22 protein-coding genes are annotated in these 26051 nt (G+C 71.7%); 16 read left to right on the top strand and 6 right to left on the bottom strand.

Annotated elements, in window-relative coordinates; translation table 11 throughout:
• The first annotated feature begins 24 nt into the window (after positions 1 to 24).
• Positions 25 to 699, top strand: a complete 675-nt coding sequence (locus AQI70_RS10415; protein WP_062146815.1) for an aspartate/glutamate racemase family protein — start codon at positions 25 to 27, stop codon at positions 697 to 699.
• Positions 700 to 1165: 466 nt separating this feature from the next.
• On the opposite strand, the gene gndA is transcribed toward AQI70_RS10415, so the two are convergent.
• Positions 1166 to 2605, bottom strand: a complete 1440-nt coding sequence (gndA, locus tag AQI70_RS10410) for an NADP-dependent phosphogluconate dehydrogenase (protein ID WP_062146813.1) — start codon at positions 2603 to 2605, stop codon at positions 1166 to 1168.
• Between the two features lie 305 nt (positions 2606 to 2910).
• Here gndA and AQI70_RS10405 point away from each other — a divergent pair, with 305 nt between their 5' ends.
• A complete protein-coding gene (locus AQI70_RS10405) occupies positions 2911 to 4134 on the top strand; it encodes a transglycosylase family protein (RefSeq protein ID WP_062148242.1) in 1224 nt (407 codons plus the stop codon).
• Here AQI70_RS10405 and AQI70_RS10400 read toward each other — a convergent pair.
• Positions 4124 to 5269, bottom strand: coding sequence for a DMT family transporter (locus tag AQI70_RS10400; protein WP_062146812.1), 1146 nt, complete (start codon positions 5267 to 5269; stop codon positions 4124 to 4126). The two genes, AQI70_RS10405 and AQI70_RS10400, sit on opposite strands and share 11 nt — an antisense overlap.
• Before the next feature lie 210 nt (positions 5270 to 5479).
• On the opposite strand from AQI70_RS10400, the gene AQI70_RS10395 reads away from it, so the two are divergent.
• From AQI70_RS10395 to AQI70_RS10370, 6 genes are all read left to right on the top strand, one after another.
• Positions 5480 to 6235, top strand: a complete 756-nt coding sequence (locus AQI70_RS10395; protein WP_062146810.1) for a (2Fe-2S)-binding protein — start codon at positions 5480 to 5482, stop codon at positions 6233 to 6235.
• Between the two features lie 41 nt (positions 6236 to 6276).
• On the top strand, positions 6277 to 7437 hold the full coding sequence (gene glgA, locus AQI70_RS10390; RefSeq protein ID WP_062146809.1) for a glycogen synthase: 1161 nt from the start codon (positions 6277 to 6279) through the stop codon (positions 7435 to 7437).
• A 51-nt stretch (positions 7438 to 7488) separates the two neighbouring features.
• A complete protein-coding gene (gene glgC / locus AQI70_RS10385) occupies positions 7489 to 8709 on the top strand; it encodes a glucose-1-phosphate adenylyltransferase (protein ID WP_062146807.1) in 1221 nt (406 codons plus the stop codon).
• An 82-nt stretch (positions 8710 to 8791) separates the two neighbouring features.
• On the top strand, positions 8792 to 9229 hold the full coding sequence (locus AQI70_RS10380; protein WP_062148238.1) for a hypothetical protein: 438 nt from the start codon (positions 8792 to 8794) through the stop codon (positions 9227 to 9229).
• Positions 9230 to 9542: 313 nt separating this feature from the next.
• Positions 9543 to 10880, top strand: coding sequence for a wax ester/triacylglycerol synthase family O-acyltransferase (locus tag AQI70_RS10375; protein ID WP_062146805.1), 1338 nt, complete (start codon positions 9543 to 9545; stop codon positions 10878 to 10880).
• A 103-nt stretch (positions 10881 to 10983) separates the two neighbouring features.
• A complete protein-coding gene (locus AQI70_RS10370; RefSeq protein WP_062146803.1) occupies positions 10984 to 12504 on the top strand; it encodes an SDR family NAD(P)-dependent oxidoreductase in 1521 nt (506 codons plus the stop codon).
• A gap of 49 nt (positions 12505 to 12553) precedes the next feature.
• On the opposite strand, the gene AQI70_RS10365 is transcribed toward AQI70_RS10370, so the two are convergent.
• Entirely contained in the window at positions 12554 to 13360 is an 807-nt protein-coding gene (locus tag AQI70_RS10365; protein WP_062146801.1) for an SDR family oxidoreductase, read from the bottom strand.
• A gap of 25 nt (positions 13361 to 13385) precedes the next feature.
• Positions 13386 to 13835, bottom strand: a complete 450-nt coding sequence (locus AQI70_RS10360) for a hypothetical protein (RefSeq protein ID WP_062146799.1) — start codon at positions 13833 to 13835, stop codon at positions 13386 to 13388.
• A gap of 473 nt (positions 13836 to 14308) precedes the next feature.
• On the opposite strand from AQI70_RS10360, the gene AQI70_RS38430 reads away from it, so the two are divergent.
• The 3 genes from AQI70_RS38430 to AQI70_RS10350 all read left to right on the top strand — a co-directional run bounded on the left by AQI70_RS38430 (position 14309) and on the right by AQI70_RS10350 (position 16511).
• The gene (locus AQI70_RS38430; protein ID WP_107116955.1) at positions 14309 to 14482 is read left to right on the top strand and encodes a hypothetical protein; all 174 of its coding nucleotides are present in this window, start codon (positions 14309 to 14311) and stop codon (positions 14480 to 14482) included.
• A 249-nt stretch (positions 14483 to 14731) separates the two neighbouring features.
• Positions 14732 to 15313: a TetR/AcrR family transcriptional regulator gene (locus AQI70_RS10355; protein WP_062146798.1), complete on the top strand. Its 582-nt coding sequence runs from the start codon at positions 14732 to 14734 to the stop codon at positions 15311 to 15313.
• 16 nt (positions 15314 to 15329) lie between these two features.
• Complete coding sequence (locus AQI70_RS10350) at positions 15330 to 16511, top strand: GDSL-type esterase/lipase family protein (RefSeq protein WP_062146796.1); 1182 nt, start codon at positions 15330 to 15332, stop codon at positions 16509 to 16511.
• A gap of 8 nt (positions 16512 to 16519) precedes the next feature.
• Here AQI70_RS10350 and AQI70_RS10345 read toward each other — a convergent pair whose 3' ends face one another.
• Positions 16520 to 17863, bottom strand: coding sequence for an amidase (locus tag AQI70_RS10345; protein WP_062146794.1), 1344 nt, complete (start codon positions 17861 to 17863; stop codon positions 16520 to 16522).
• A gap of 250 nt (positions 17864 to 18113) precedes the next feature.
• Here AQI70_RS10345 and AQI70_RS10340 point away from each other — a divergent pair, with 250 nt between their 5' ends.
• Together AQI70_RS10340 and AQI70_RS10335 are read left to right on the top strand one after the other, a co-directional pair.
• Positions 18114 to 19946, top strand: a complete 1833-nt coding sequence (locus AQI70_RS10340) for a family 20 glycosylhydrolase (protein WP_244181563.1) — start codon at positions 18114 to 18116, stop codon at positions 19944 to 19946.
• Positions 19947 to 19969: 23 nt separating this feature from the next.
• Positions 19970 to 21532, top strand: a complete 1563-nt coding sequence (locus AQI70_RS10335) for an alpha-L-fucosidase (RefSeq protein ID WP_062146790.1) — start codon at positions 19970 to 19972, stop codon at positions 21530 to 21532.
• A 185-nt stretch (positions 21533 to 21717) separates the two neighbouring features.
• On the opposite strand, the gene AQI70_RS10330 is transcribed toward AQI70_RS10335, so the two are convergent.
• Positions 21718 to 22764 carry a LacI family DNA-binding transcriptional regulator gene (locus tag AQI70_RS10330; RefSeq protein WP_062148235.1) on the bottom strand — a complete coding sequence of 349 codons (1047 nt, stop codon included), beginning with the start codon at positions 22762 to 22764 and terminating at the stop codon, positions 21718 to 21720.
• Positions 22765 to 22949: 185 nt separating this feature from the next.
• Here AQI70_RS10330 and AQI70_RS10325 point away from each other — a divergent pair, with 185 nt between their 5' ends.
• From AQI70_RS10325 to AQI70_RS10315, 3 genes are read left to right on the top strand one after another with little or no spacing between them, the layout of a single operon-like run.
• Complete coding sequence (locus tag AQI70_RS10325) at positions 22950 to 24242, top strand: ABC transporter substrate-binding protein (RefSeq protein WP_062146789.1); 1293 nt, start codon at positions 22950 to 22952, stop codon at positions 24240 to 24242.
• A 6-nt stretch (positions 24243 to 24248) separates the two neighbouring features.
• The gene (locus AQI70_RS10320; RefSeq protein ID WP_062146787.1) at positions 24249 to 25142 is read left to right on the top strand and encodes a carbohydrate ABC transporter permease; all 894 of its coding nucleotides are present in this window, start codon (positions 24249 to 24251) and stop codon (positions 25140 to 25142) included.
• Positions 25139 to 26050, top strand: a complete 912-nt coding sequence (locus AQI70_RS10315; RefSeq protein WP_062146785.1) for a carbohydrate ABC transporter permease — start codon at positions 25139 to 25141, stop codon at positions 26048 to 26050. The genes AQI70_RS10320 and AQI70_RS10315 overlap by 4 nt, the downstream gene beginning before the upstream one ends.
• Position 26051 lies beyond the last annotated feature (1 nt).

The raw sequence follows: 26051 nt of genomic DNA, 5'->3' as shown, positions 1-26051 counted from the left end.
GCTGAAGAAAGGCGTCCGCCGCCCATGCTCGCCCTCCTGCACACCTCGCCCCTGCACGTGCCGGTCTTCGACGCCCTGCGCGACGAGGACCACCAAGGCCTGGAGCTACGGCACTTCGTCGACGAGGAACTGCTGGCCCGGGCCCGCCGGGAGAGCCCCGAAGCAGTGGCGGACGACGTCCGGGCCGCGCTGCGCAAGGCCGTCGGCGAAGGCGCGCGGGCGGTGTTGTGCACCTGCTCGACGATCGGCGGCGTGGCGGAGGGGGCCGGCGCCGAGGCGGGGGTGCCGGTGCTGCGCGTCGACCGGCCGATGGCAGCCGCGGCGGTGGCCGAGGGTTCCCGTGTCGTCGTCCTCGCCACCGTGGAGAGCACGTTCGGGCCGACGGTGGCCTTGATCGAGGAGGAGGCCCGCCGCGCGGGGCGCCCCGTCGAGGTGCGGACCCGCCTCGTGGAGGGCGCGTGGGAGCGCTTCGACGCGGGGGACATCGAGGGGTGCGCCCGGCTGGTGGCGTCCGCCGCGGACGGGGTCAGGGACGCCGACGCGGTCGTGCTCGCCCAGGTCTCCATCGCCCCGGCCCAGCAGCTGACGACGACGCCGGTGCCCGTACTGTCCAGCCCGCGCCCGGGTCTGGCGGCCGGAGCGGACGCGGTGCACCCGCGACAGGCCCACCTGGGCCTCCGTATTGACGCGGGTGAGTGACTGGTGGCGCCCCGGTCGGGTACGCGTGGGAGTAGTCCAGAGCCGACGTGCACCGATTGGCTGGAGGACGCCATGACGAACCCGTACCCGGACCCCGTACCTCTGGGACCCACACCTGGCCCGGACCCACAGCACCCGGAGCCGCACCCGGTCCCGCCTCCGGAGCCATCACCGGCTCCCGAGCCGCCCCCCACGCCGGGCCCGCCGCCACCCCCCGCACCGTCCCCGCCCTCACCCCCGGCCCCGCCGGGCCCTCCTGAGCCCTCCCCGTCCCCGATCCCACCGGGGCCGGAGCCGGTACCGAACCCGGAGCCGGGCCCGCCCCTCACCTGAGCCGGAGAACGGAAAGCGGTGGGCGGCATGAAATCGCCGCCCACCGCACCGCCCTCAGGGGCGCGGGGAACCGCGCGACAAGCTCCCGCGCACCCGTCCCCGCACCCGCGACGTGACCGAACCCGCCGAGCTACTAGGCGGACACCTCCGACCGATCCCCACCCCACAGCGTGTGGAACGACCCCTCCCGGTCGGTCCGCCGATACGTGTGCGCCCCGAAGAAGTCCCGCTGCCCCTGCGTGAGCGCCGCAGGCAACCGCTCGGCGCGCAGCGCGTCGTAGTACGCGAGGGCCGCCGCGAAGCCGGGCGTCGGCACCCCCTGCCGGGTCGCGGCGATCAGGACCTCACGCCAGTCGTCCTGCGCCTCGGCGATCTCCTGCACGAACGTCTCGTCCGCCAGCAGACTCGGCAGATCGGCCCGCGCGTCGTACGCGGCCCGGATGCGGTCCAGGAAGGCCGCCCGGATGATGCAGCCGCCACGCCAGATCGAGGCGACCTCGCCCAGGTCGATGTCCCAGTCGTACTCCGCGCGCGCCGCGTCGATCTCGTGGAAGCCCTGCGTGTACGACACGATCTTCGAGGCGTACAACGCCTGCTCGACCCGGTCGGCGAACGCCGCGGCCTCCGACTCGCTCAGCGGCGACGCCTTCGGCCCCGCCAGCCCCCGCGAAGCGTCCCGCAGCGCCGCGTGCCCGGACAGCGAGCGGGCGAAGACCGCCTCCGCGATGCCGGACACCGGCACGCCCAGGTCCAGCGCGATCTGCACGGTCCACCGGCCGGTGCCCTTCTGCTCCGCCTGGTCGACCACCACGTCCACGAACGGCCTGCCGGTCGCCGCGTCCACGTGCGACAGCACCTCGGCCGTGATCTCGATCAGGTAGGAGTCGAGACGGCCCGTGTTCCAGGTCCGGAAGATCTCCGCGATCTGCGCCGGCTCGTATCCGGCGACATCGCGCAGCAGCTGGTAGGCCTCGCCGATGAGCTGCATGTCGGCGTACTCGATGCCGTTGTGCACCATCTTCACGAAATGCCCGGCACCGTCCGGACCGACGTGCGTCACACAGGGCGCACCGTCCGCCGCCTTCGCCGAGACCTTCTCCAGCATCGGGCCCAGCGAGTCGTACGACTCCTTCGGGCCGCCCGGCATGATGCTGGGCCCGTTCAGCGCGCCCTCCTCACCGCCGGAGACGCCCATGCCGACGAAGTGGATGCCCTGCTCGCGCAGTTCCCGCTCCCGGCGCCGGGTGTCGGCGAAGTGCGCGTTTCCGCCGTCGATGATCATGTCGCCGGGCTCCAGCAGCGGCGCGAACTCCTGGATCACCGCGTCGGTCGGCTCACCGGCCTTCACCATGATGACCAGCCGCCGCGGCCGCTCCAGCGCCGCCACGAACTCCTTGGCGGTCTCGGCCGCGATGAAATCGCCCTCGTTCCCGAACTCCTCCACCAGCGCGCGCGTACGCGCCGGCGTCCGGTTGTGCACCGCGACCGTGTAGCCGTTGCGGGCGAAATTGCGGGCGAGGTTGCGGCCCATGACCGCGAGACCCGTGACGCCGATCTGCGCCGAAGTGCTCATGCGTTGGCTCCTAGTGACCTCGAGATATCAGCGGTGCCGGTCATGCCCGCCAGTATTGCCCCATCGTCCATCCTGACGTGCCGGTTCTCCGGCCGCACATCCGGGGTGGCCGCGTTGTCGCAGGCACATACGCACGGAAGGCCGCGCCGCACTCAGCCGTCGCGCACGCTGGTCCGGACCTCGGGCAACGTGCGTCGATTCCTCGCCACTTGGCGGGAACGAGCGGCTGATTTGCCGTCTTGTCATGGCCTGTTCGCAGCGCTTACTTTTGCCGCTCCTGACGCATGTCAATGGGGGGCTCCGTCATGGCCGTACGCGGCCGGCACCGCCGGTACCAGCCGAACAGGATCAACCGCGCCTCACTCACCGTCACCGCGGGCGGCGCCGGGATGGCGCTCCCCTTCATCGGCACCGGCGCCGCGCAGGCGGCCGACGTGGCCACCTGGAACAAGGTCGCCGCGTGCGAGTCGAGCAACCGGTGGCACGTCAACACGGGCAACGGCTACTACGGCGGGCTGCAGTTCGCCCAGTCGACCTGGGAGGCGTACGGCGGGCCGCGGTACGCGGCACGGGCGGATCTGGCCACCAAGGACCAGCAGATCGCCGTCGCGGAGAAGGTACTGGACGGGCAGGGGCCCGGCGCCTGGCCGCAGTGCTCGGTGCGGGCGGGGCTGACCAGGGGCGGGGACACGCCCGACGTCCACCCTGTCGGCACCGCCAAAAAGACCGCCGTCCAGGACGTCCAGCCGCAGACCACACCCCAGTCGCGTGCGGGTACCGCCGAGATGTACACGGTCGTCCGCGGCGACACCCTCTCTGGGATTGCCGACGCGCAGAAGGTCAGGGGCGGTTGGCAGGGCCTGTACGCCGCCAACCGCGAGGCCATCGGAGCGGACCCCGACCTGATCCTGCCGGGGCAGCGGCTGGCGCTGCGCGGCAAGTCCGCCCCGACGACACCCCCGACGACGTCCGCCCCCAAGGCCTCGCCCGGGAAGACCTCGCCGAAATCTCCGAATTCTCCCGAGACCTCTCCCGAGACCTCTCCCAAGACCTCTCCGAAGAGCTCCGCGAAGACCTCTTCGAAGACCTCCGCGGACCGGCAGGAGCAGGCCACGGCCTCCAGCCGCAGCCTCGTCGCCCCGGTGAGCTCCCCCGCGGGCACCCCGTACCGCAAGGCCGGATCCTCCTGGTCGAAGGGCTACCACACCGGCGTCGACTTCCCGGTCCCGACCGGTACGTCCGTGAAGGCCGTCGGGGCCGGTCAGGTGGTCGACGCGGGGTGGGGTGGCTCCTTCGGATACCAGGTGGTGATCCGGCACGCCGACGGCCGCTACACCCAGTACGCCCACCTCTCGGCCATCTCCGTGAAGGCCGGGCAGTCGGTGGGCGCCGGCCAGCGCCTCGGCCGCTCCGGGTCCACGGGCAACAGCTCGGGCCCGCATCTGCACTTCGAGGTACGGACGGGGCCCGGATTCGGCTCCGACATCGACCCGGTGGCCTATCTCCGGGCCGGCGGTGTCAGGATTTGACGCGTGTGCGGTGCCGGTCGAGCACTGGCGTCGGGATGTAGGGGCCGCCGTAGAAGGGGCCGTAGAGGTTGGGGGGCTCGCCCTCGCGATGCGGCGGCTCCCCGGCCTCGTACGCGCCCTCCGCGACCTGGGCCGGTACGAGGATGTCCTCGATCCTGTCCGGTACGACGAGCTTCTCGCGGTCCGGTATGCCGAACTCCTCGCGCGGCATCGCCCCCGCCTGCCCCGGAAGGCCGGCGAGCAGCTCCCGCGCGGGCACCGGACCCACGACCGGCTCGGGCAGTGCCGCCTCGGCCCGTGCCTCCGTCTGGGCGAGCCGCTCCGTCGTCAGCAGGATCAGGCCACCCGCCGCCACCACACCGCAGCCCAGGGCGAGCGCGGTGCCCGTGGTGCCGTACCGGAAGGTCTCGCCGAACATCGTGATGCCGACCGCGGCCGCCACCACCGGGTTCACGACCGTCAGCGTGGCCAGCGGTGCCGCGAGGCCCGCGCCCCGGTAGGCGGCCTGGGACAGCAGCAGACCGGCCGTGGCGAAGACGCCTATCGTCCCCAGGGCCGGCAGGTCGGCCGCGGACACGCCGCCGTTCCAGTCGACGGCGACGATCTTCGTGAACACCGAGGACATGCCGAAGGCTATGCCGGACGCGGTCGCGAGCAGCACGCTGCGCACCGCCGGGTGCCGGTGCGCAGCCCGGCCCGCGATCATCAGCGTCACGACGATGCCGCCCGTCACCAGGGCCACACCCACCCGCTGGGCCGTGTCCAGCGACTGGGACTCGGAGGCGCCGACGAGGGACAGCAGCCCGGCGAGACCCACGGTCGCCATGATCGCGCCCCGCCAGGCGGTCGCCCCGGCCCTGCGGCCCACGAACAGCGCCGCCATCGGCAGCGCGAACACGATCGTCAGGGCACCCAGCGGCTGCACCAGGCTCAGCGGGCCGAAGGCGAGCGCCACCACGTGCAGCAGACCGCCGAGGCCGTTCAGCGCGACCGCCGCCCACCAGACCGGCCGACGCAGCGGAGCGTACTGCTGGCCGGGGGAGGACACCGCGACACGCTCCTGCATGATCGCCCCGCCCGCGTACGCGACCGCGGAGATGAGCGACAGGAGCACGGACAACGCGAGGGCGCTCATGAGCTGCTCCTCTGCGTGAGGCGGGGACGGTGGCCCCGGTGCGGCGAGCGGTCGGCTTTCATAATCAACACGATGCCGCGAAAGGCTCTTCCCGTCGTCGTCCCACAGCACGTACTGTGTCGTACTGCCGATGGAGTACGACGACGGCGGTCTCATCCCCAGGGCGGGTGACCCCGGGTGGAGACCCCCAGGTGAGAACCCCGAGGGGACTTGGTACTACTGCTCTTCGTGGACCTCGACCCCGACCTCGCCGCGCTCCGGCCCCTCGGAGGCTTCTTCGTCCTGCGCACACCAGGGGCGGCACCTCGGCCACTTGCGACCCTGGCGCGGACGTACGGGCAACCCTCGCCGGACGCCTACGGGGACCCCCTGACGCGCCGCGTCCAGAAGGTCGCGCACGCTCTGCGCGCTCCCGAGGCGCGGATCGCCGCCTCGGTGGCCCAGCAGGGGCTCGCGGCCCGGCTGTGGTCGGTGACGCTCGGCTGCGCCGCCCTGTACGGCCGCGTCCCCGACCTCGACCCGCGGCTGCTGCAGTGGGACCCCGACGGCAGCGCCCCCGACGACCTGTGGCTCGCCGAGGTGCGCCCCCTGCCCGCGGACCCGGCGACCGTCGCGGACGTCGTCCTGCGTGCCCACCTCGAACCGCTGACCGCCGCCCTGCGCGCCCGCTACCACGTCGCGGCGGGCCTGCTGTGGGGCAACGCGGGTTCCGCCCTCGCGGGCGCGGCCCGCCAACTGGACGGGTGGGCGCGCGCGAACGGCCGTACCGACCTCGCGGCCCGCGCCCGCTCCCTGACCGCCGGACTTCTCAGCCACCCCCTCCTCGCCGGCACCGGCACCCTCACCGCAACCGCGTTCCGGCGCCGCAGCTGCTGCCTCTACTACCGTGTGCCCGGCGGTGGCGTGTGCGGTGACTGTTGCTTCACACGACCCCCGCGCTCTTCCCCACGCGCCACATCTGGGTGACCATGAAAGGGCAACCAGCCGCTGAGAACAGGGGGTTCCGGGTGCGAGTGGGACTGCTGACCCGGGAGTACCCGCCGGACGTGTACGGCGGCGCGGGTGTCCATGTCGAGTTCCTCGCCCGGGAGTTGAGGGAGCTCGTCGACCTGGAGGTGCACTGCTGGGGCGAGGGCCGCGCGGTGGGCGTGCTGCGCCACCGCTCCTGGTCCGCGCTCGACACCGCCAACGACGCGCTGCGCACCTTCTCCGTGGACCTCGCCATGGCGGCAGGCCTCCAAGGCCGCGAACTCGTCCACTCCCACACCTGGTACGCCAACCTCGCAGGCCACCTCGGCAAGCTCCTGTACGGCATCCCGCATGTGATGACCGCCCACTCCCTGGAGCCCCTGCGCCCCTGGAAGGCCGAGCAACTCGGCGGCGGATACGCCCTGTCCAGCTGGGCGGAGCGCACCGCGGTCGAGGCCGCCGACGCGGTGATCGCCGTCTCCGGGGCCATGCGCGAGGACATCCTCGGCTGCTATCCGGCGCTCGACCCGGACCGCGTCCACGTCGTGCACAACGGCATCGACACCACCCTCTACCGGCCCGACCACGGCACCGACGTCCTGCGCCGGTTCGGCCTCGATCCCGACCGCCCGTACGTGCTGTTCGTCGGCCGCATCACCCGGCAGAAGGGCGTCCCCCATCTGCTGCGCGCCGTGCGGGACATCGACCCGGCCGCGCAGGTCGTCCTGTGCGCGGGCGCTCCCGACACCCCCGAGATCGATCAGGAGTTCCGCGACCTCTACCAGCAGCTGAGCCGCGTCCGCGAAGGCGTGCACTGGATCCCGCAGATGCTGCCGCGCCCGGAGGTGATCCAACTCCTCACGCACGCCGCCGTGTTCGTCTGCCCTTCGGTGTACGAACCCCTCGGCATCGTCAACCTGGAGGCGATGGCCTGCGGTACTCCGGTGGTCGCCTCGCGGGTCGGCGGCATCCCCGAGGTCGTCGACGACGGCAGGACGGGCCTGCTCGTGCCGCTGGACGACGACGTCGAGGCCTTCGAGGCGGGACTCGCGCGGGCGCTGGACTCGGTCATCGGCGACCCGGAGACCGCACGGCGGATGGGTGAGGCCGGGCGGGAGCGCGCGGTGGGGGAGTTCGGCTGGGACGCCGTCGCGCGCCGGACGGCCGGGCTCTACGGGGAGATCCTCAAACAGGCTTAGCGCGCGCTACTCAGGGGCAGGCTGGGATCAACCAGGGTGAGGGGAGCGGCCATGCGTCGTGGCGGACCTTCGGTGCTCGGAATCGTACTGGCGGGCGGAGAAGGCAAACGCCTGATGCCGCTCACCGCGGACCGCGCGAAACCCGCGGTCACCTTCGGCGGAACGTATCGCCTGGTCGACTTCGTCCTCTCCAACCTCGTCAACGCCGACATCCTGCGCATCTGCGTCCTCACGCAGTACAAGTCGCACTCGCTGGACCGGCACATCACCACCACCTGGCGCATGTCCAGCCTGCTCGGCAACTACGTCACCCCGGTCCCGGCCCAGCAGCGCCTCGGTCCGCGCTGGTACCTGGGCAGCGCGGACGCGATCCTGCAGTCCCTGAACCTCATCTACGACGACCGCCCCGAGTACGTCGCGGTGTTCGGCGCCGACCACGTGTACCGCATGGACCCGCGCCAGATGCTCGCCCAGCACATCGAGAGCGGCGCGGGCGTCACGGTGGCGGGCATCCGCGTCCCGCGCATCGAGTCCTCCTCCTTCGGTGTCATCAGTCCGGGCTCGGACGGCCTGACCGTGGAGCGCTTCCTGGAGAAGCCCACCGACCCGCCCGGGCTGCCCGACGACCCGGAGATGGTCTTCGCCTCGATGGGCAACTACATCTTCACCACCAAGGCCCTGATCGAGGCGCTCCAGCGGGACGCCGAGGACGAGAACTCCGTGCACGACATGGGCGGTTCGATCCTGCCCCAGCTCACCGACCGGGGCGAGGCCCAGCTGTACGACTTCAGCGCCAACCATGTCCCCGGCGAGACCAACCGCGACCGTGGCTACTGGCGGGACGTCGGCACCCTGGACGCGTACTACGACGCCCACATGGACCTGATCGCCGAGCGCCCCGCCTTCAACCTCTACAACCGCAGCTGGCCCATCTACACCCACTCGGGCCAGCTCTCCCCGGCCCGCTTCAACGCGGGCGGTATGGCCGGCGAGTCCATCATCAGCGCCGGCTGCCTGATCCGGGGGCAGGTCACGCGGTCGGTGCTCTCACCCGGGGTGGTGGTCGACCCGGGCGCCGTGGTGCAGGGGGCGGTGCTGCACGACAACGTGCGCATAGGGCGGGGTGCGGTGGTGCGCGGTGCCGTGCTCGACAAGAACGTCGAGGTGCCCCCGGGCGCGACGATCGGCGTCAACCCGGAGCGGGACGCCGATCTGTACACCGTCTCCAAGGGCGGGGTCATCGCGCTGGGCAAGGGCCAGCAGGTCTCCTAGCCGGCAGCTCGCGGTCCGCGGTCCGCGGTCCGCGGATCGACGGCGGATGGACCGGGGGCGGCCGGGCGGGCACCATGCCTCGGTGAGCATCATCATCAGGTTCTTCGTGGCGCCGAGCCACGAAGCCGCGGCCGCGGTCGTGGACGGCGGTCCCGACCGGGCCTTCGAGTCGTCGGCGTGCGGCAACTTCGACGCCGAGGAAGCGCTGCTCGAGTGGGACGGCCTCTTCACCGGCCGCGGCTTCGACGAACTCGTCGCCGCCGATGAACCCGAATCCGTCGCCGGCCCCGACGGCGGGGAAGGCCCCGTGGTCTTCGCCGCCTCCCGAGCCCTGCAGGCCGCGCTCGCCGCCGCCGACCGGACCCGGCTCCTCGAAGTGAGCCGGCGGTGGGTTCGGCAGCGCGCGGCCGACGGAGAGTCGTTCGACCCCAGGATCGCGACCGGCATCCTCAGCGATCTGGCCGAACTGGTGCGCGGCGCCGACGGGCCGGATCACCGCCTGTACTGCTGGATGGCGTAGAGGTCGCTGTGGTACGGGCCCGGGGCAGTCAGCAGCTGCAGGGCGCCTGTGTGGCGCAGACCCGCCACTGGGGCCGCGAGCCGGTGGCCTGCGCCGAGGGCGCTGATTCGTGACGCCTCCCGGGTGACACGGACGGGATGCCCGGCGCCGCAACCCGTGTTGAAGTGACCTCGTATGCACCATGAGTCCCGCCCCTTTCGCTTGGGGCGCGACTTAATCTGCTGTTAACTGTGCGTAGCTTGATCGTACTTGACCGTAATCACTCAAGGGCGATTGACTGCTGATCCACCCGTCGTCGACGCGAGGCAAGCCATTGACTTCTGACCTGCTCGCACCTCTCGACCTGGCGTTCTGGAACATCGAGTCCGCCGAACACCCCATGCACCTGGGAGCGCTGGGCGTCTTCTCGGCGCACTCGCCCACCGCGGGCGCCCACGCGGCCGACCTGCTCGCCGCCCGCGCCGCCGCCGTGCCGGGGCTGAGGATGCGCATCCGCGACGCATGGCAGCCGCGGGGCCTGCTGCGGCCGTTCTCCTTCGGCGGCGCCGCCCGCGAGCCCGCACCCGACTTCGACCCCCTCGACCATGTGCGGCTGCACGCCCCGACCGCCGACTTCCAGGCGGTGGCGGGCCGGCTCATGGAGCGCCCGCTGGAGCGCGGCCGGCCGCCGTGGGAGGCGCATGTGCTGCCGGGCGAGGACGGCGTGTCGTTCGCGGTGCTGTTCAAGTTCCACCACGCCCTCGCCGACGGGCTGCGGGCGCTGACCCTCGCCGCCGCCGTCCTGGACCCCATGGACATGCCCGCCCGCAAGCCGCGCCCCGAGGAGCCCCGGGCCGCTCGCCTCCCGGATGTGCGCAAGCTGCCGGACCTGCTGCGCGGCACCCTGTCCGAGGTGGGCCGGGCCCTGGACATCGGCGCCTCCGTCGCCGTGTCGACCCTGGCAACGCGCTCGTCGGCCGCGCTGTCCGCCGAGCCCAGCGGCACCCGCCGTACCGCCGGGGTCGTCGTCGACATCGACGACGTGCACGTGATCCGCAAGGCCGTCGGCGGCACCGTCAACGACGTCCTCATCGCGGTCGTCGCGGGCGCCCTGCGCCGCTGGCTCGACGAACGCGGCGACGGCAGCGAGGGCGTCGCGCCCCGCGCCCTGATCCCCGTCTCCAAGCGCCGGCCGCGCACCGCCCACCCGCAGGGCAACCGGCTCTCCGGCTACTTGATACGGCTTCCGGTCGACGACCCCGACCCGCTGCGCCGCCTCGCCACGGTCCGCACCGCCATGGACCGCAACAAGGACGCCGGCCCCAACCGGGGCGCGGGCGCCGTCGCCCTGCTCGCCGACCACGTCCCCGCGCTCGGCCACCGGCTCGGCGGGCCGCTGGTCGGCGGGGCCGCCCGGCTCTGGTTCGACATCCTGGTCACCAGCGTGCCGCTGCCCGGCATCGCCCTGAAGCTCGGCGGCCACCCCGTCACCGAGGTCTACCCCTTCGCCCCGCTCGCCCGCGGCCAGTCCCTCGCGATCGCCGTCTCGACCTACCGCGGACGCGTCCACTACGGCCTCGTCGCCGACGCCAAGGCCGTACCGGACCTCGATGTGCTCGCCAAGGCCGTGTCCGAGGAGGTGGAGACCCTCATCACGGCCTGCGGTCCTTGACCCCGGCGGATTTTGGCGGACCGGCCCGGCGCTCCGTAGAATTCCCCGTTCGAAAGCGGGGCGCGGTCGGAGCGCCGCGGGTGATCAGGGAACGGCAGCGGCGATGACGGTGACAGACGACGGCTCGGCGACGACCACGGACGAGGTCGTGCACAAGCCCGGTGACGAGGTCGTGTACGGCCCCGGCATCGACCCCGAGCGGCTCGCCGTCTGCCTCAGCGTGCTCGAGGAGCTCGACAAGCTGGAGATCGACCACCCGGACGCCATCACTGTGCGCCGGGCCACCGCGGGCCTCTACCGCACCGTGAAGCAGCGCCGCCGCCAGGAGCGCCGGGCCGCCAAGACCGCCCACGACAAGGCGGTCACGGAGGCCACGGCGACCGGCTCCGCCCAGCGCATCGACGACGAGACCGAGGGCCTCCTGCCCTCGTCGGCCACGGCGGAGGGCAAGATCGCGGGGATACTCCAGCGCCCGCGCTCCTGCTACACCTGCAAGACCCGGTACGTGGAAGTCGACTACTTCTACCACCAGCTCTGTCCCGACTGCGCCCGCCTGAACCGCGCCAAGCGCGACGCCCGCGCCGACCTCACCGGCAAGCGCGCCCTGCTCACCGGCGGCCGCGCCAAGATCGGCATGTACATCGCGCTCAGGCTGCTGCGCGACGGCGCGCACACGACGATCACCACGCGCTTCCCCAAGGACGCCATCCGCCGCTTCAAGGCCATGGACGACTCGGCGGACTGGCTGCACCGCCTGGAGGTCGTCGGCATCGACCTGCGCGACCCGGCCCAGGCCGTGGCCCTCGCCGACCAGGTCGCCGAGGCGGGCCCCCTCGACATCCTGATCAACAACGCGACGCAGACCGTACGCCGCCTGCCCTCCGCGTACGCCGCCCTGGTCGAGGGCGAGAGCGCCCCGCTGCCCGCCGGCGAGCTCCCCGCCCACCATGTCATCGGCGCCTTCAACTCCGGCGCGGTCGACGGTCTGGCGGCCCTGCCCGTCGGCACCAGCGGCCTCGACGCGCAGAAGGTCGCCGACCTCGCCCTGGTCGCGGGCAACGCCAGCGTCGCCCGGCACCTCGACGGCACCGCCATCGACGCGGGCGGCCTCGTCCCCGACGTCGTCGACACCAACACCTGGGTGCAGACCATCGAGCAGATCTCCCCGGTGGAGCTGCTGGAGACCCAGCTGTGCAACTACACGGCGCCGTTCATCCTGATCAGCAAGCTCCGCCCGGTCATGGCCGACGCCGCGCGGAAGGCGACGAGCGGACGGGCGTACGTCGTGAACGTCTCGGCGATGGAAGGCGTGTTCGGCCGCGGCTACAAGGGTGCGGGCCACCCGAACACCAACGCCGCCAAGGCCGCGATGAACATGGTCACGCGGACCAGCGCCCAGGAGATGTTCCAGACCGACGGCATCCTCATGACCTCCGTCGACACCGGCTGGATCACCGACGAGCGCCCCCACTTCGACAAGCTGCGCCTCGCCGAGGCCGGCTTCCACGCCCCCCTCGACCTGGTCGACGGCGCGGCCCGCGTCTACGACCCGGTCGTCCGCGGTGAGGCGGGCGAGGATGTGTACGGCGTCTTCCTGAAGGACTACGAGCCGGGCAAGTGGTAGCCGGCGGACCTGGCCGGCGTACGCGCCCTGAGTGATCGAGCACTGCCTCTCAACCGCGTCGGAGGAACCCGGTGCGCAAGCGGTCGTGGATCGCGTACGTCCCTGAGTCGTGCGCGGCCCGCACCCGCGTCCCCCCGTCCACCAGCAGATCGGCCCCGGTCACCCACTCGGCCGCGTCCGACGCCAGCCACACCACCGCCCGCGCCACGTCCTCCGGCTCCCCGATCCGCCCGAGCGGCAGCCCGGCGGCCACCTGTTCCTCGCCCGGCTCCCAGACGAACCGCGCCATCTCGGTGCGGACCAGCCCGGGGGAGACGGAGTTGACCCGCACCTTGGGCGCCAGTTCGCCCGCGAGTTGCCGGGTGAGGTGGAGAAGGGCAGCCTTGCTGGTGCCGTACGCGCCGACGTGGGGCCCGACATGCGCCGCGCCCTCGGTGCAGACGTTGACCACCGCGCCGCCGTGCTGCCGCATCCAGGCCCGCCAGGCCGACTGCACCAGTCGCAGGGGCGCCTCCACATTGATGGTGAAGGCCTCGCGCCAGGCCTGCGGATCCACGTCCATGAGCGGCCCGTACGGCTGGTTCGTCGCGGCGTTGTTGACGACCACGTCGAGCCGGCCGAACTCGCGCACGGTGAGCTCCACGAGCGCCCGCAGATGCTCTGCGTCGGCCACGCTGCCGGCTGCCCCGACGCCGCCCAGTTCGGCAGCCGTCCGCCGCACGTCCTCGGCGTCCCGCGCGGTCACGCACACCAGCGCCCCGGCGGCGGCCAGCTGCCGGGCGACGGCGAGCCCGATGCCGCGCGTGGCGCCGGTGACGAGGGCGGCCCTGCCCTGGAGTCCGTACGAGGACGTCATCGCCGTACGATCTCATGACGGGTCGTCAGTCAACAGCCCGGAGCGGCGAGTTCCGCGCCGCCACCAGCTCCAGCACCGTGCGCCAGTCCTCCAGGACCCCGGCGTCGAACTCGGTGTCGCGGCCCTCCTCGTCCGCCTGGCGCAGGCGCAGCAGGTCCTCGTCGGCGCCGTCGCGGGCGCGGCGGTGGTCACGGACGAGGCGGGAGACGCGCGCGCCGAGGAGGGGCCGCACCGCGTCCGCCGCGCAGGCGGCGTGAGCGGTCGCGTCGCCCGGGCGCAGCAGCGGGCCGATGGCCTGAACGAGCCCAGCGACTTGGAGTTCCTTGTCGGCGGGGCGGGCGCGGCGCAGCAGCGCGGCCGTCCGCAGCGCGTGTTGGTGCAGATCGACTCGGGTGGTGCCGGGGCCGGGGGCGTCCCTGGCGCCCCGGCAGGCGTACAGCAGATCCATCAGCTCTTCGACGCTGCGCAGCTCCATGCGTCAGTCCTCCCGCCGGGCAAGCCGTTGCCGTCCGCCAGCAGATCATGGCCGCCTTGCGAATCGGCCAACGGGACTTGAACTGCGCGGCGTGCTGGGCCCCCGCACCGGCGGCAAGGAACAGGCTGACCCGAACGGGTGACTTGTTCCTGGGGCGTTCCGGGACAGAACGGCGAATAGCGGCTGGTTGTATGCCGGTCGACTTCGGAAAGTTACAGCTTGTTTGCAGCCCCATCGAGCGGGTACCCGCTCATTTGGTTAATCTGTAGCGGACGGACATCACTACAGGGTCCCAACCCACACCCATGGTCCGTCCCGGGACAAGCCGGTGCACAACGGCCTGCTTGCACACCAGTTACCGGCGCCACCGCGTCCGAACCGACTTTGAGTAAGACCCGAGCGGGCGTCAGGTACCGGACCGCAGACTGGGCCGGCCCCGCCCCGAGGGTGATCCGACACAGAAGGAGTGCGCGGTGACACCTGAGAAGACGAATCGCGAACAGCGCCCCAAGGAACGCACGGAGCGCTCGGGCCGCCGGCCGAAGGAGATCGGCAGTCTCGATGTGTGGGCCAGGTCCGCCCCCATTCGACTGGCGGGCTACGAGGACGACCTGGCTGAGCCCCACATCCTGCCCAGCGTCGACTGAGCGGGCAGAGCCCTTCGCGATCGCCGACCGCATGGGCGTGTGAGACTCACGCCCATGCTGATCAGAGAAGCCGCGGCCGATTCACCGGCCGCGGATTCGGCCTTTCTGGGGCCGGATCGTCGCCGTCGATGAGACCTGCGCATCGGCTTGGCGGCCCATCATGTACAGGCAGTGCGGGGAGGGGTTTTTGTATTTGCCTAAAGACTTTAGGTAAATACATAATCAACCATGCCGAGGGAGGGAGAGGGCATGGTACGCGCAGGACTCACTCCGCACCTGCTGACCCGGGCGGGAGCCGAACTGGCCGACGAGGTCGGCTTCGACCAGGTGACGGTCTCGGAGCTCGCCCGGCGGTTCGACGTCAAGGTCGCGAGCCTGTACTCGCATGTGAGGAACTCCCAGGACCTGAAGACCCGCATCGCCCTGTTCGCCCTGGAGGAGCTGGCCGACCGGGCCGCCGACGCCCTGGCCGGGCGGGCCGGCAAGGACGCCCTGGTCGCCTTCGCCAACGTCTACCGCGACTACGGCCGTGAGCACCCCGGCCGCGCCGCCGCCGCACGGCTGAGGCTCGACCCCGAGACGGCGGCCGCGAGTGCGGGCGTCCGGCACGCGCAGATGACGCGGGCGATCCTGCGCGGCTACGACCTGACGGAGCCGGACGCCACGCACGCCGTACGGCTGCTGGGCAGCGTCTTCCACGGCTACGCCGGCCTGGAGACGGCGGGCGGCTTCAGCCACAGTGCCCCCGACTCGGAGGAGACCTGGGTCCGGATCCTGGACGCCCTCGACGCCCTGCTGCGCAACTGGCCGACCGAGCCCACCACTCCCTGACCGACAGGCTGAGGACATGGACACCGAGTACGACTGGATCACCACGCCCGTCACAGCCGGCCTCCTGCGCGGCGCCCTCGACGTCGAGCACACCGACCACGGCGTCCTGCCGCATCGGCTGCCCGCCCGGGCCCGCGCCCAGAACACCGACGGACAGCTGGCCATGGCCGAGTCACAGGCCTCCGGCGTCCGGCTGGCCTTCCGCACCCGGGCCACCGCCGTCGAACTCGACACGCTGCCCACCAAGCGCGCCTATGTGGGCGCCCCGCCCCGCCCGCACGGCGTGTACGACCTGATAGTCGACGGGCGCCTCGCGGGTCAGGGCAGCGTGACCGACGGCAACGTCGTGGTCGTCGACATGATCGCCGGGACCGCCGAGCACCGGCCGGGCCGCCCCGGCACCGTGCGCTTCACCGGGCTGCCCGACGGGGACAAGGACGTCGAGATCTGGCTGCCGCACAACGAGACCACCGAACTGATCGCCCTGCGCACCGACGCCCCCGTCGAGCCCCCGCGGGACCCGGGCCGCAGGGTGTGGCTGCACCACGGCAGTTCGATCAGCCACGGCTCCGACGCCGCGAGCCCCACCGGCATCTGGCCCGTGCTCGCCGCCTCCCTCGGCGGCGTGGAGCTGATCAACCTGGGCCTGGCCGGGAGCGCCCTGCTCGACCCGTTCACCGCGCGTGCCCTGCGCGACACCCCCGCCGACCTCATCAGCGTCAAGATCGGCATCAACCTCGTCAACCTGGACCTGATGCGGCTGCGCGCCTTCGGCCCCGCGGTCCACGGCTTCCTCGACACCATCCGGGAAGGTCACCCGACGACACCGCTGCTGGTCGTGTCGCCCATCCTGTGCCCGATGCACGAGGACACGCCCGGCCCCTGCGCCCCGGACTTCAGCGGCCTCAGCGGCGGCCGCCTGCGGTTCGTGGCCATGGGCGACCCGGCGGAACGCGCGAGCGGGAAGCTGACGTTGGGCGTCATCCGGGACGAGCTGTCCCGCATCGTCAAGCAGCGGGCGGCCGACGACCCGAACCTGCACTATCTCGACGGCCGTGACCTCTACGGCGAGGCCGACGCCGACGAACTGCCGCTGCCCGACCAGCTCCACCCCGACGCGGCCACCCACCGCCGCATCGGCGAACGCTTCGCACGCCTGGCGTTCACCGCCGACGGGCCCTTCGCGCCCCCGTCCTAGGGCCTGTCCTAGTCCAGCGGCGCCGTCCGTCGCCACGGGCGCAGTTTCTCGATCTGCTCCGCCAGCGCCAGCAGCTCCGCCTCCGCGCCGGGACGGCCCACCAGCTGGACGGCGCAGGGGGCGCCGGACGGCAGTGTGCCGACCGGGATCGACATCGCGGGCCAGCCGGTGAGGTTCCACGGCGGGGTCAGCGGTGAGTAGGCGCTGTTGGCGATGATGTTGCGCAGCCAGCCGCGCTCGTGCCAGGGCGCCGACCTGGGGGAGCGGCGGGCGAGAGCCGGGGTGAGGAGCACGTCGTACTCGGCGAAGAACGGTTCGAGGCGGCGGCGCAGCCGTGCCCGGCTCTCACCGCCCCGCACCCGCTCGACGAAGCGCTTCCCGACGGCGGCGTGAACCCGGGTGCGGCGGGTGAGGCGGCGCGGGTCCAGGCCTTCGGCGTCCACGGCCGTACCCGCCGTCCAGTGGGTCAGCGCGGTGACGCCCAGCGACATCGGGTACGGCGGGTCGGCGCGCCGTACCTGGTGACCGGCCTTGATGAGCAGCCCCGCGGCCTCGCGGGCGGCGCTCGCGTACGGCTTGCCGATGGCGATCCCGGCCAGCGGGCTGCGCAGGGACACCGCGATCCGGTGCGTGGCGGGCGCGTTCGGGTTTACGACCTCGGTGCCCGCGAGGACCGACAGCATCAGGCGGGTGTCCTCGACCGTCGTGGCCAGCGGGCCGTTCTCCGACATGCCGAACCAGTCGCCGTCGCTGACGCCGGCCGGGACCACCCCGGTGCCGGGCTTGATGGTGACCAGGCCACAGTTGGCGGCCGGGATGCGCAGGGAGCCCATGCCGTCGTTGCCCAGGGCGATCGGCACCATGCCCGCGGCGACCGCGGCCGCGCTGCCGCCGGACGAGCCGCCCGCCGTGCGCGAGGTGTCCCACGGGTTGCGGGCGGTGCCGTGCACGCCCTCCGTGGTGCCGAAGACACACAGCTCCGGTACGTTCGTCAGCCCCACGACCACCGCGCCGGCGGCCCGCAGCCGGGCCACGGTGACGTGGTCGTGGTCGGCCGGGGTGTCCGGCGTCGCCGCGGAGCCGACGCGGTTGGACTCGCCGCGCACCGCGAGGTTGTCCTTGACGGCCACCGGCACACCCGCCAGGGGCAGTTCGGCCAGGTCGGCACGTGAGCCGACCTCGTCGGCCTCGGCGAGCGCGGCCTCGGCCCGGACCGCGCGGAAGGCGCCGACGTGGCCGTCGAGCCGCTCGATGCGGGCCAGGTGCTCGGCCACCACCTCACGCGGGGTGGCCCGCTTCTCGCGTACGGCGGCGGCGATCTCGGCGGCGGTCCGGCCGATCCAGCTGGTCACGGGCGCTCCTCAGTGCTTACTCGCGAGTATGTAGGAGAACTCTGCCGGGCGGCGGGCCCGGCGTCGAGAGGGCGCCGGGCTTGGATATTCGGGAGGGTCTTCTTGGACTTTTCGCACCTCCCCTCCTCGGCGCCGCCCTGCTGACCTGCGCATCATCCGATCAATGAGCCAACTGGGCTCCCTCCAGGCCCCATTGACAGCCTATGGGGCCAGTCCAATCATCAGACATCCGATGAATGAGGGGTCGCTCATGAGGAGACACTCAAGGCTGGTCGGTGCCCTGGCCGTGCTGGCGCTGTCCCTGGCGGCACCGGCACCGGCGGTCGCGGCGGAGGAGCCGGCGGCGCCGGTCACGGTGCCCGCCCTCGCCGACTGGACGCCCGCGTCGGGCAGTTACCACTACGGCACGCGGACCCGGCTCGTGGCCGACGGCGCCACCGAACGCCGGGTCGCCGGCACCCTCGCCGACGATCTTCGCGCGGCGGGGCACGGCCGGGTGCCGGTCGTCCCGGGCGGTGCCCGAGCCGGTGACATCGTTATCGACGTCCAGCCCTCCCGGACCTCCCTCGGCGCCGAGGGCTACGAACTCCGCGCCGGCAAGCGCCTGTCCGTGACCGCGGCGACCGACACCGGCGCCTTCTACGGCACCCGCACCCTTCTGCAGCTCCTCGCCCAGGGCGACCGTGTCCCCGCCGGCCGCACGGTCGACGTACCGCGCTACAAGGAGCGAGGTGTCGGGGTCTGCGCCTGCTACATCCACGTCTCGATGCCCTGGCTGGAGAACCTGGTCCGCGAGATGGCGTACCACAGGCTCAACCAGCTGCTCCTCGAACTGAAGGTGAAGAGCGACACCCATCCCGAGGCCAACACCTGGGGCTACTACACCAAGGACGAGATACGCCGTCTGGTCGCCCTCGGCGAGAGGTACCACGTCGAGATCATCCCCGAGATCAACTCGCCGGGCCACATGGACCCATGGCTGGAGAACCGCCCGGACCTGCAACTCACCGACTCCGACGGCAACAGGCAGCCCTCGCGCCTCGACATCACCCGGCCGGAGTCCTTCACCTACTACACCAGCCTGATCGACGAGTACGCGCAGGTCTTCACCGCCACGTCCTGGCACATGGGAGCCGACGAGTACATGCTCGGCTCCGACTTCGCCAAGTACCCGCAGATCCTGAAGTACGCGCGGGACACCTATGGCCCCGACGCCACACCCCAGGACGCGTTCATCGACTTCGTCAACCGCGTCCACGCCTACACGGCGGGCAAGGGCAAGAGGCTGCGCATCTGGAACGACGGGCTCACCGGCGCCAACACCGTCCAGGTGGCCGCGGGGACGACGGTCGAGCACTGGCTGAACGTGGCGACGAAGCCGAGCCGGCTCCTCGCCCAGGGCCATCCGTTGATGAACGCCGCATACGCCCTGTACCTGGTCCGCGGCGGCTTCCACAGCGACACCGAGGGCCTGTACGACCAGCGCTGGGACCCGCGCAGCTTCGAGGGCGAGAAGCTGGCCTCCCGCGAGGGCATCACCGGCGCGAAGATCAGCCTGTGGCCCGACAACGGCCGGGGCGAGACCGAGAACGAGGTCGCCGTCGCCCTGTGGCCCGCGCTGCGGCACATCGCGCAGGCGACCTGGGGCGATCCGCACCCCGACGACACGTACGGCGCCTTCGTGGCGCGGGGCACCGCTGTCGGGCACGCGCCCGGGTGGCGGGACCTGACCCGGGTGCCGGTGGCGGACGGGTCGTACACCTTCCAGACGGGCGGCCGCTCCTTCACCGCCGAGGTCGCGCGCACGGCCGACGGTTACGTGACCGTGCGGACGGCGGACGGCTGCCTCGAAGTGCGCGGCGGAAAGCTCACGCTCAACGTGCCGTTGCAGCCGGGCGTCGAGGCTGCGCCGCGGACGTGCGACCCCGCGAACACCCTCCAGCGCTGGCAGTTGGAGCCCGCGGCCGGCGGCCACCGCCTCGTCAACGCCATCACCCGGATGGCGGTGAGCGTGTCGGACGACGGCCGGTTCGTGCAGTACCCGCCGGACCGGCGCACGCCCGCCGTATGGCACCTGAGCTGAGCCCCGACCCGAGGAGCCGTCCCATGGCCGTTTCCCGACGTGTCTTCATCGCCACAGCCGCCGTCCTCGCCGCGACCGGCGCCACCGGACCCGCCCTGGCGGCACACCGGGCACCCGCCGCCACGGAAGACCCCCGTTACCGCATCCCCGTCAGCCCCGACGACACCGAGGCCGACCTGGTCCGCAAGGCCTCCCAAGTCCGGCCCACCGCACGGCAGATCGCCTGGCAGCGCCTGGAACGCACCGCCTTCCTGCACTTCGGCGTGAACACCTTCACCGGCCTGGAATGGGGCACCGGCGACGAGGACCCGGACGTGTTCCAGCCGGTCGGCCTCGACACCGACCAGTGGGCCCGAGCCCTGCGCGACGGCGGCTTCCGGCTCGCCATCCTCACCGTCAAGCACCACGACGGCTTCGTGCTCTACCCGTCCCGCTACACCAACCACTCGGTGGCGTCGAGCAGTTGGCGCGAAGGCCGGGGCGATGTCCTGCGTTCCTTCGCCGACTCCATGAGGCGGCACGGCATCAAGGTCGGCGTCTACATCTCGCCCGCCGACGAGAACCAGTACCTCCACGGCGTGTACGCCAACGGCAGCGCCCGCGCCGACCGCACGATCCCCGCCCCGGTCGAAGGGGACGACCGCACGCCGGCACGGTCGTACACCCTCCCGGCCACCGACTACGGCGCCCACATGCTCAACCAGCTCTACGAGGTCCTCACCGAGTACGGCCCGGTCGACGAGGTGTGGTTCGACGGCGCGCAGGGGCGCATCCCGCCGGACAAGGTGGAGAAGTACGACTGGGACAGCTGGTACACCCTCGTCCGCTCGCTCGCGCCCGGTGCCGTGATCGCCGTGTCCGGCCCCGACGTGCGCTGGGTCGGCGACGAGGGCGGGCTGGCCCGGGAGGACGAGTGGAGCGTCGTGCCGGTGCGGGAGAAGGACTACGGCCGGACGGACTACGCGCTGTCCTACGACGCCCCGGACATGGGCAGCAGGGACGCCCTCGTGAAGGCCCGGCCCGTGGCCGACCACCTCCAGTGGTGGCCGGCCGAGTGCGACGTGTCCATCCGGGACGGCTGGTTCTACCACGCCGACCAACACCCGAAGAGCGTCGACCAGTTGAGGGACATCTACTTCCGGTCGGTGGGCCGCAACTCGGTGCTCCTGCTCAACATCCCGCCGGACACGCACGGCCTGCTGCCCGCCGCCGACGTGGCGCGGTTGCGGGAGTTCCGCGAACGCGTGGACCGGGAACTCCCGGAGGACCTGGCGCGCGGCGCCCGGACCACCGTCTCGCCGGGCCGTGTCACCGTCGACCTGGGCAGGGAGCGGGAGGTGGACCGGATCCGGCTGGCGGAGGACATCGGGTACGGGCAGCAGGTGGAGAGCTTCGTCGTCGAGGCGCACCGCGAGGGTGCCTGGACGGAGGTGACCCGGGCCGGGACGATCGGCGCGAGCCGGATCCTGTTGCTGGCGGCGCCGGTGCGGGCCCGGCGGTGGCGGGTACGGGTGACCGGTTCGCGCGCCGCGGCGCGGCTCGCGGAGTTCCGCCTGTACCGGTCGCAGGCGGTCCCCATCGGATGACCGAGGCGGGCGGCGCGGGCTGGACAGGGCGCATGGGCGAGATTCAGGGCTCCTACGACGACCTGTTCACCGCCGTGCCGAACGCCCTGGCCGCGATGCTGTCTGCCGGATGACGGCGGCGCCGTGCTGCCCGCCCGGGGGTGGTGACGCGATGCGGGCGTCCCGATGGAGAGGGCGCGAGGCCGTCACGCGTCCCGGGCCACCCCCGTACTGCCCCGCTCGACCAACCGCGGCACCGGCACCCGCACCGCCCGTGCCGAGCCTCCGTCGAGGAGAGCCGTCAGTTCACGGGCCGCCGTGCGTCCGAACGCCACGCTGTCCCGGGACAGCGCGGACAGCCAGGGCTTGACCATGCGGCACAGCGCCGAGTCCTCCCAGGACACCACCGAGACGTCCGCCGGTACCGAGAAGCCCAGTTCGGCGGCGGTGGCGGCCCCGGCGACGGCCATCACGTCGTTGTCGTAGATCAGGGCCGTCGGGGGAGCGGGCCTCTTCAGCACCCGGCAGGTGACAGCCGCGCCCTCGGCGTCGGAGTAGTCGGTGCTGACCGACTCCACCTCGGACAGACCGCGCCGCCCGGCCTCGGCGCGCAGTGTGCGGACTCGGCGTTCGGTGTGGGCGAGCCCCGGCAGCCCGGCGATGTGCACGATCCGCCGGTGGCCGAGGGCGTACAGGCCGTCCACGACCGACGCCATCGCGCCCGCGTCGTCGGCCCAGACGGTCGAGAGGCCGGGGTGGCGTTCGTCGGGCGCGCCGCCGATCACCACGGCGGGCAGACCGAGTTCGTCGAGCAGGTCGGGGCGGGGATCGTCGGTGCGCGGGTCGACCACAAGGACGCCGTCCACGCGGTGCTCGGCCCACCAGCGCCGGTACACCGCGCACTCGTCGCCGATGTCCTCGACCACCTGGAACAGCAGGCCGAGATGACGCTCCGCCAGCACCTCCTGGATGCCCGAGACGAGTTGCAGGAAGAAGGAGTCCACTCCGAGTGTGTCGGCCGGACGCGCCAGCACGAAGCCGACCGTCGCCGCGCCCTCCCCGGACAGTGCGCGTGCCGCCGTGCTGGGCCGCCACCCCAGTTCCTCGGCGACCCGCCGCACCCGGTCACGGGTCTCCTCCGACACCCCGGGCCGGCCGTTCAGGGCGAAGGAGACCGCGCTCTGGGAGACCCCGGCGTGCCGCGCTATGTCCTTCATCGTCGGCCGACGGGCCGGTGACCGCTTGCCCGACATGGCCATTCCCCCATTCCGGCGACGCATTCCCGGAGCAGTATGCACTAATGCGGTTCAGCTCAGTTGCCCTAATGCGTATTAGTCACTAATGAAATTAGCTCCGTGAGAGCCATTGACGGGCCCGTGGAGCGGCGTGCAGGGTCTGCCTCATTGGCCAACTCGCCCGCAAAGGAGGCCGGTTCACTGTGCCCATTTCCCGTAGAGCCCTCGCTGCCGCATTCGCCGTCTGTGTCGTCCTGCCGCTCAGCGCCTGCGGCTCGTCGGGCGGCGACGGCGGCACGGCCGACGCCTCCGGCAAGATCGAGGGCGACATCACCTTCCAGACCTGGAACCTGCGCGCCAACTTCAAGGACTACTTCGAGGGCCTGATCGCCGACTTCGAGAAGAAGTACCCCGGCACCCGGGTGAAGTGGATCGACCAGCCCGCCGAGGGCTACGCCGACAAGATCAGCGCGGATGCGGCGGGCGGCACCCTGCCCGACGTCGTCAACGTCTCACCGGACCTGGTGGCCCCGCTGGCCAAGGCCGGCCTCGCGCTCGACCTCGACAAGGCGGCCGGGCGGTACGAGAAGGAGTATCTGAAAGGAGCCTGGGCCAGCCATCGGATACCGGGCATGAAGGGGACGTACGCCTTCCCCTGGTACCTCAACACCGGCCCGCTCTTCTACAACAAGTCCCTCTTCGAGGAGGCCGGACTCGACCCCGACCGGCCCCCGAAGACGTACGACGAGGTCTTCGCCGCGGCCCTGCAGATGGCGAAGAAGACCGACGGAAAGGTCGCCACGCTCGCCAACGTGCCCACCATCGAGGACTTCGGCCGCTACGGCGTCCAGCTCATGAACAAGGAAGGCACCGCCTTCTCCTTCAACGACGCCAAGGGAGTCGAACTCCTCACCAGGTACAAGGAGCTGTACGACGCCAGGGCGCTCGACCCGCAGGCGCTGACCGCCACCCCCGAGTCGTCCGGCAAGAAGTTCCTCACCGGGGCCGTCGCCATGAACCCCGGCAGCGCCCTGGACCTCGGCAACTTCAAGAAGCAGGCGCCGAACCTCTACAAGAACATCGGCATCACCGACCAGATCACCAGCACCGGGCACGTCAACATGTATGTGATGGGGGTGATGGTGAACGCGCAGACCAAGCGCACGCCCGCCGCGGTCGCCTTCGCCCACTACGTCACCGACGCCGAGCACCAGATGTCGTTCGCGAAGAAGGTGGCCATCTTCCCGAGCACCGCCGGTTCCCTCGACGACCCGTACTTCACCAAGCAGGACGGGACGGACGAGACGCGGGTGCGCGTCGCCGCCGCCAAGTCGCTGAAGAACGCCGTCAATTACACGCCGGTGCTGTTCAGCGAGCAGATGAAGACCGCGCTGCGCAACGAGGTCGCGAAGGCGTTGCAGGGCAAGGAGAGCCCCGAGGAAGCCCTCGACAACGCTGTCAAGGCCTGCAACACGCTGCTTCAGCAGCAGGGGTAGCGCGCGATGGCCATGTCGACCGTCTCCCGGGTGCGGCGCCAACTGCCCGTCAGCCCGTGGCTGTTCGCCGCGCCGGGGCTGCTGATCACCGGCGCCTTCATCCTCTACCCGTTCGTCTCCACCCTGGTCAACGCTTTCACGGACCGGCGCACCCTGGTCCCGGGGCGGTTCGTCGGCCTCGCTAACTTCCGCGAGCTGCTGAACGACGAGATGTTCTGGATCGGCCTGCGCAACAGCACGCTGTACGTCGTCGGAGTCGTCCCCGCCCTCGTCGTACTGCCCCTGCTGCTCGCGCTGCTCGTGCAGAAGAACATCCCCGGCATCACCTTCTTCCGGTCCGCCTTCTACACCCCGGTCGTCGCCTCGATCGTCGTGGTCGGGCTGATCTGGGTGTGGCTGCTCGACGAACGCGGCCTGGTGAACTCCCTGCTGGAGACGGTCGGGGTCGGCCGGGTCGGCTTTCTCAGCGACCAGTGGCTGCTCCTGCTGAGCGCGATGACCGTCATGGTCTGGAAGGGGCTCGGCTACTACATGATCATTTATCTGGCCGCGCTCGCCAACGTCCCCCGCGAACTGCACGAGGCGGCGGCCGTGGACGGAGCCGGCGCGGTCCGCCGCTTCCTCACGGTCACCGTGCCCGCCGTGCGTTCCACCATGGTCCTGGTCGGAGCGCTCTCCTCGGTCGCCGCCTTCAAGGTCTTCTCCGAGGTGTACCTGATGGCCGGCCCGAGCGGCGGACCGGCGGGCGAGGACACCACCCTCGTCATGCTCGTCCAGCGCACCGGCACCGGCCTGACCGGCCGCGTCGGCTATGCCTCGGCCATCTCGGTCGTCGTCTTCGTCGTCACCGTCGCCCTGATGCTGCTCGTGCTGCGCGCCGACCGGAGGGACGAGTCATGAGCGCGCTGGAGAAGGTACGGCCCGCCGCTGCGAGGCCGCCGGCCCTCGCCCGTGCCCCCCGCGTCACCGACGAGCACGGCCGCCGCATACGAGTGTGGGAGCTCGTCCTGCGCTACCTGCTGCTGCTCGCCGTACTCGCCCTCACCGTCGGCCCGTTCCTCTGGCAGCTGTCGACCTCGCTCAAGGGCCCCACCGAGGACATCTTCAGCTCCCCGCCGAAGTTCCTGCCCGGCGACCCCACCCTGCACAACTACGAGCGGGTCGCCGACACCATCCCCGTCTGGGACTACGCCCTCAACTCGCTGAAGGTCGCCACCGCCAACGTCGTCACCAACTGCGTCGGCTCGGCACTCGCCGGCTACGCCCTCGCCCGGCTGCGCTACCGGGGCCGACGCGTGGCCACCCTCGTCTTCATCCTCGCGATGCTCGTGCCGGTGGAGGGCATCATCATCGCCCAGTTCACGACCATGCGGGAGCTCGGCCTCAACAACACCCTCGTCGGTGTCGTCCTGCCGGGCTGCATCAGCGCCCTGAACGTGCTGCTGATGCGCAACGCCTTCCTCAACCTGCCGTACGAGATCGAGGAGGCGGCCTACGTCGACGGCGCCAACGTCTGGCAGCGGTTCCTGCGCATCGCCCTGCCGTCCGTGAAGGGAACGATCGCCGTCGTCGCGATCTTCGCCTTCATGGGCGCCTGGGACGACTTCCTGTGGCCCCTCATCGTGCTGAGCGACCCCTCCAGGTTCACGCTGACCATCGGCCTCAACTATCTGCACGGCACCTTCGCGGGCGACGAACGCCTCGTCGCCGCGGGCACGATCATCGCCGTGGCGCCGCTGATCGCCCTCTTCGCCTGTCTCCAGCGGTACTTCTTCCGCGGCGTGGGCGAGGGCGCCGTCAAGGGCTGAC

Origin of the sequence: Streptomyces curacoi (assembly GCF_001513975.1) — a bacterium.
GTDB classification, from domain to species: Bacteria; Actinomycetota; Actinomycetes; order Streptomycetales; family Streptomycetaceae; genus Streptomyces; species Streptomyces curacoi.
Note: the sequence above shows the minus strand (reverse complement) of the source record. Positions and strands in the feature narration are given on the sequence as shown.

Coding starts and splice junctions, on each gene's coding strand:
- AQI70_RS10415 (WP_062146815.1), top strand. CDS start 25: ATGCTCGCCCTCCTGCACACCTCGCCCCTGCACGTGCCGGTCTTCGAC.
- gndA (WP_062146813.1), bottom strand. CDS start 2,605: ATGAGCACTTCGGCGCAGATCGGCGTCACGGGTCTCGCGGTCATGGGC.
- AQI70_RS10405 (WP_062148242.1), top strand. CDS start 2,911: ATGGCCGTACGCGGCCGGCACCGCCGGTACCAGCCGAACAGGATCAAC.
- AQI70_RS10400 (WP_062146812.1), bottom strand. CDS start 5,269: ATGAGCGCCCTCGCGTTGTCCGTGCTCCTGTCGCTCATCTCCGCGGTC.
- glgC (WP_062146807.1), top strand. CDS start 7,489: ATGCGTCGTGGCGGACCTTCGGTGCTCGGAATCGTACTGGCGGGCGGA.
- AQI70_RS10370 (WP_062146803.1), top strand. CDS start 10,984: ATGACGGTGACAGACGACGGCTCGGCGACGACCACGGACGAGGTCGTG.
- AQI70_RS10365 (WP_062146801.1), bottom strand. CDS start 13,360: ATGACGTCCTCGTACGGACTCCAGGGCAGGGCCGCCCTCGTCACCGGC.
- AQI70_RS10360 (WP_062146799.1), bottom strand. CDS start 13,835: ATGGAGCTGCGCAGCGTCGAAGAGCTGATGGATCTGCTGTACGCCTGC.
- AQI70_RS10355 (WP_062146798.1), top strand. CDS start 14,732: ATGGTACGCGCAGGACTCACTCCGCACCTGCTGACCCGGGCGGGAGCC.
- AQI70_RS10350 (WP_062146796.1), top strand. CDS start 15,330: ATGGACACCGAGTACGACTGGATCACCACGCCCGTCACAGCCGGCCTC.
- AQI70_RS10340 (WP_244181563.1), top strand. CDS start 18,114: ATGAGGAGACACTCAAGGCTGGTCGGTGCCCTGGCCGTGCTGGCGCTG.
- AQI70_RS10335 (WP_062146790.1), top strand. CDS start 19,970: ATGGCCGTTTCCCGACGTGTCTTCATCGCCACAGCCGCCGTCCTCGCC.
- AQI70_RS10330 (WP_062148235.1), bottom strand. CDS start 22,764: ATGTCGGGCAAGCGGTCACCGGCCCGTCGGCCGACGATGAAGGACATA.
- AQI70_RS10320 (WP_062146787.1), top strand. CDS start 24,249: ATGGCCATGTCGACCGTCTCCCGGGTGCGGCGCCAACTGCCCGTCAGC.
- AQI70_RS10315 (WP_062146785.1), top strand. CDS start 25,139: ATGAGCGCGCTGGAGAAGGTACGGCCCGCCGCTGCGAGGCCGCCGGCC.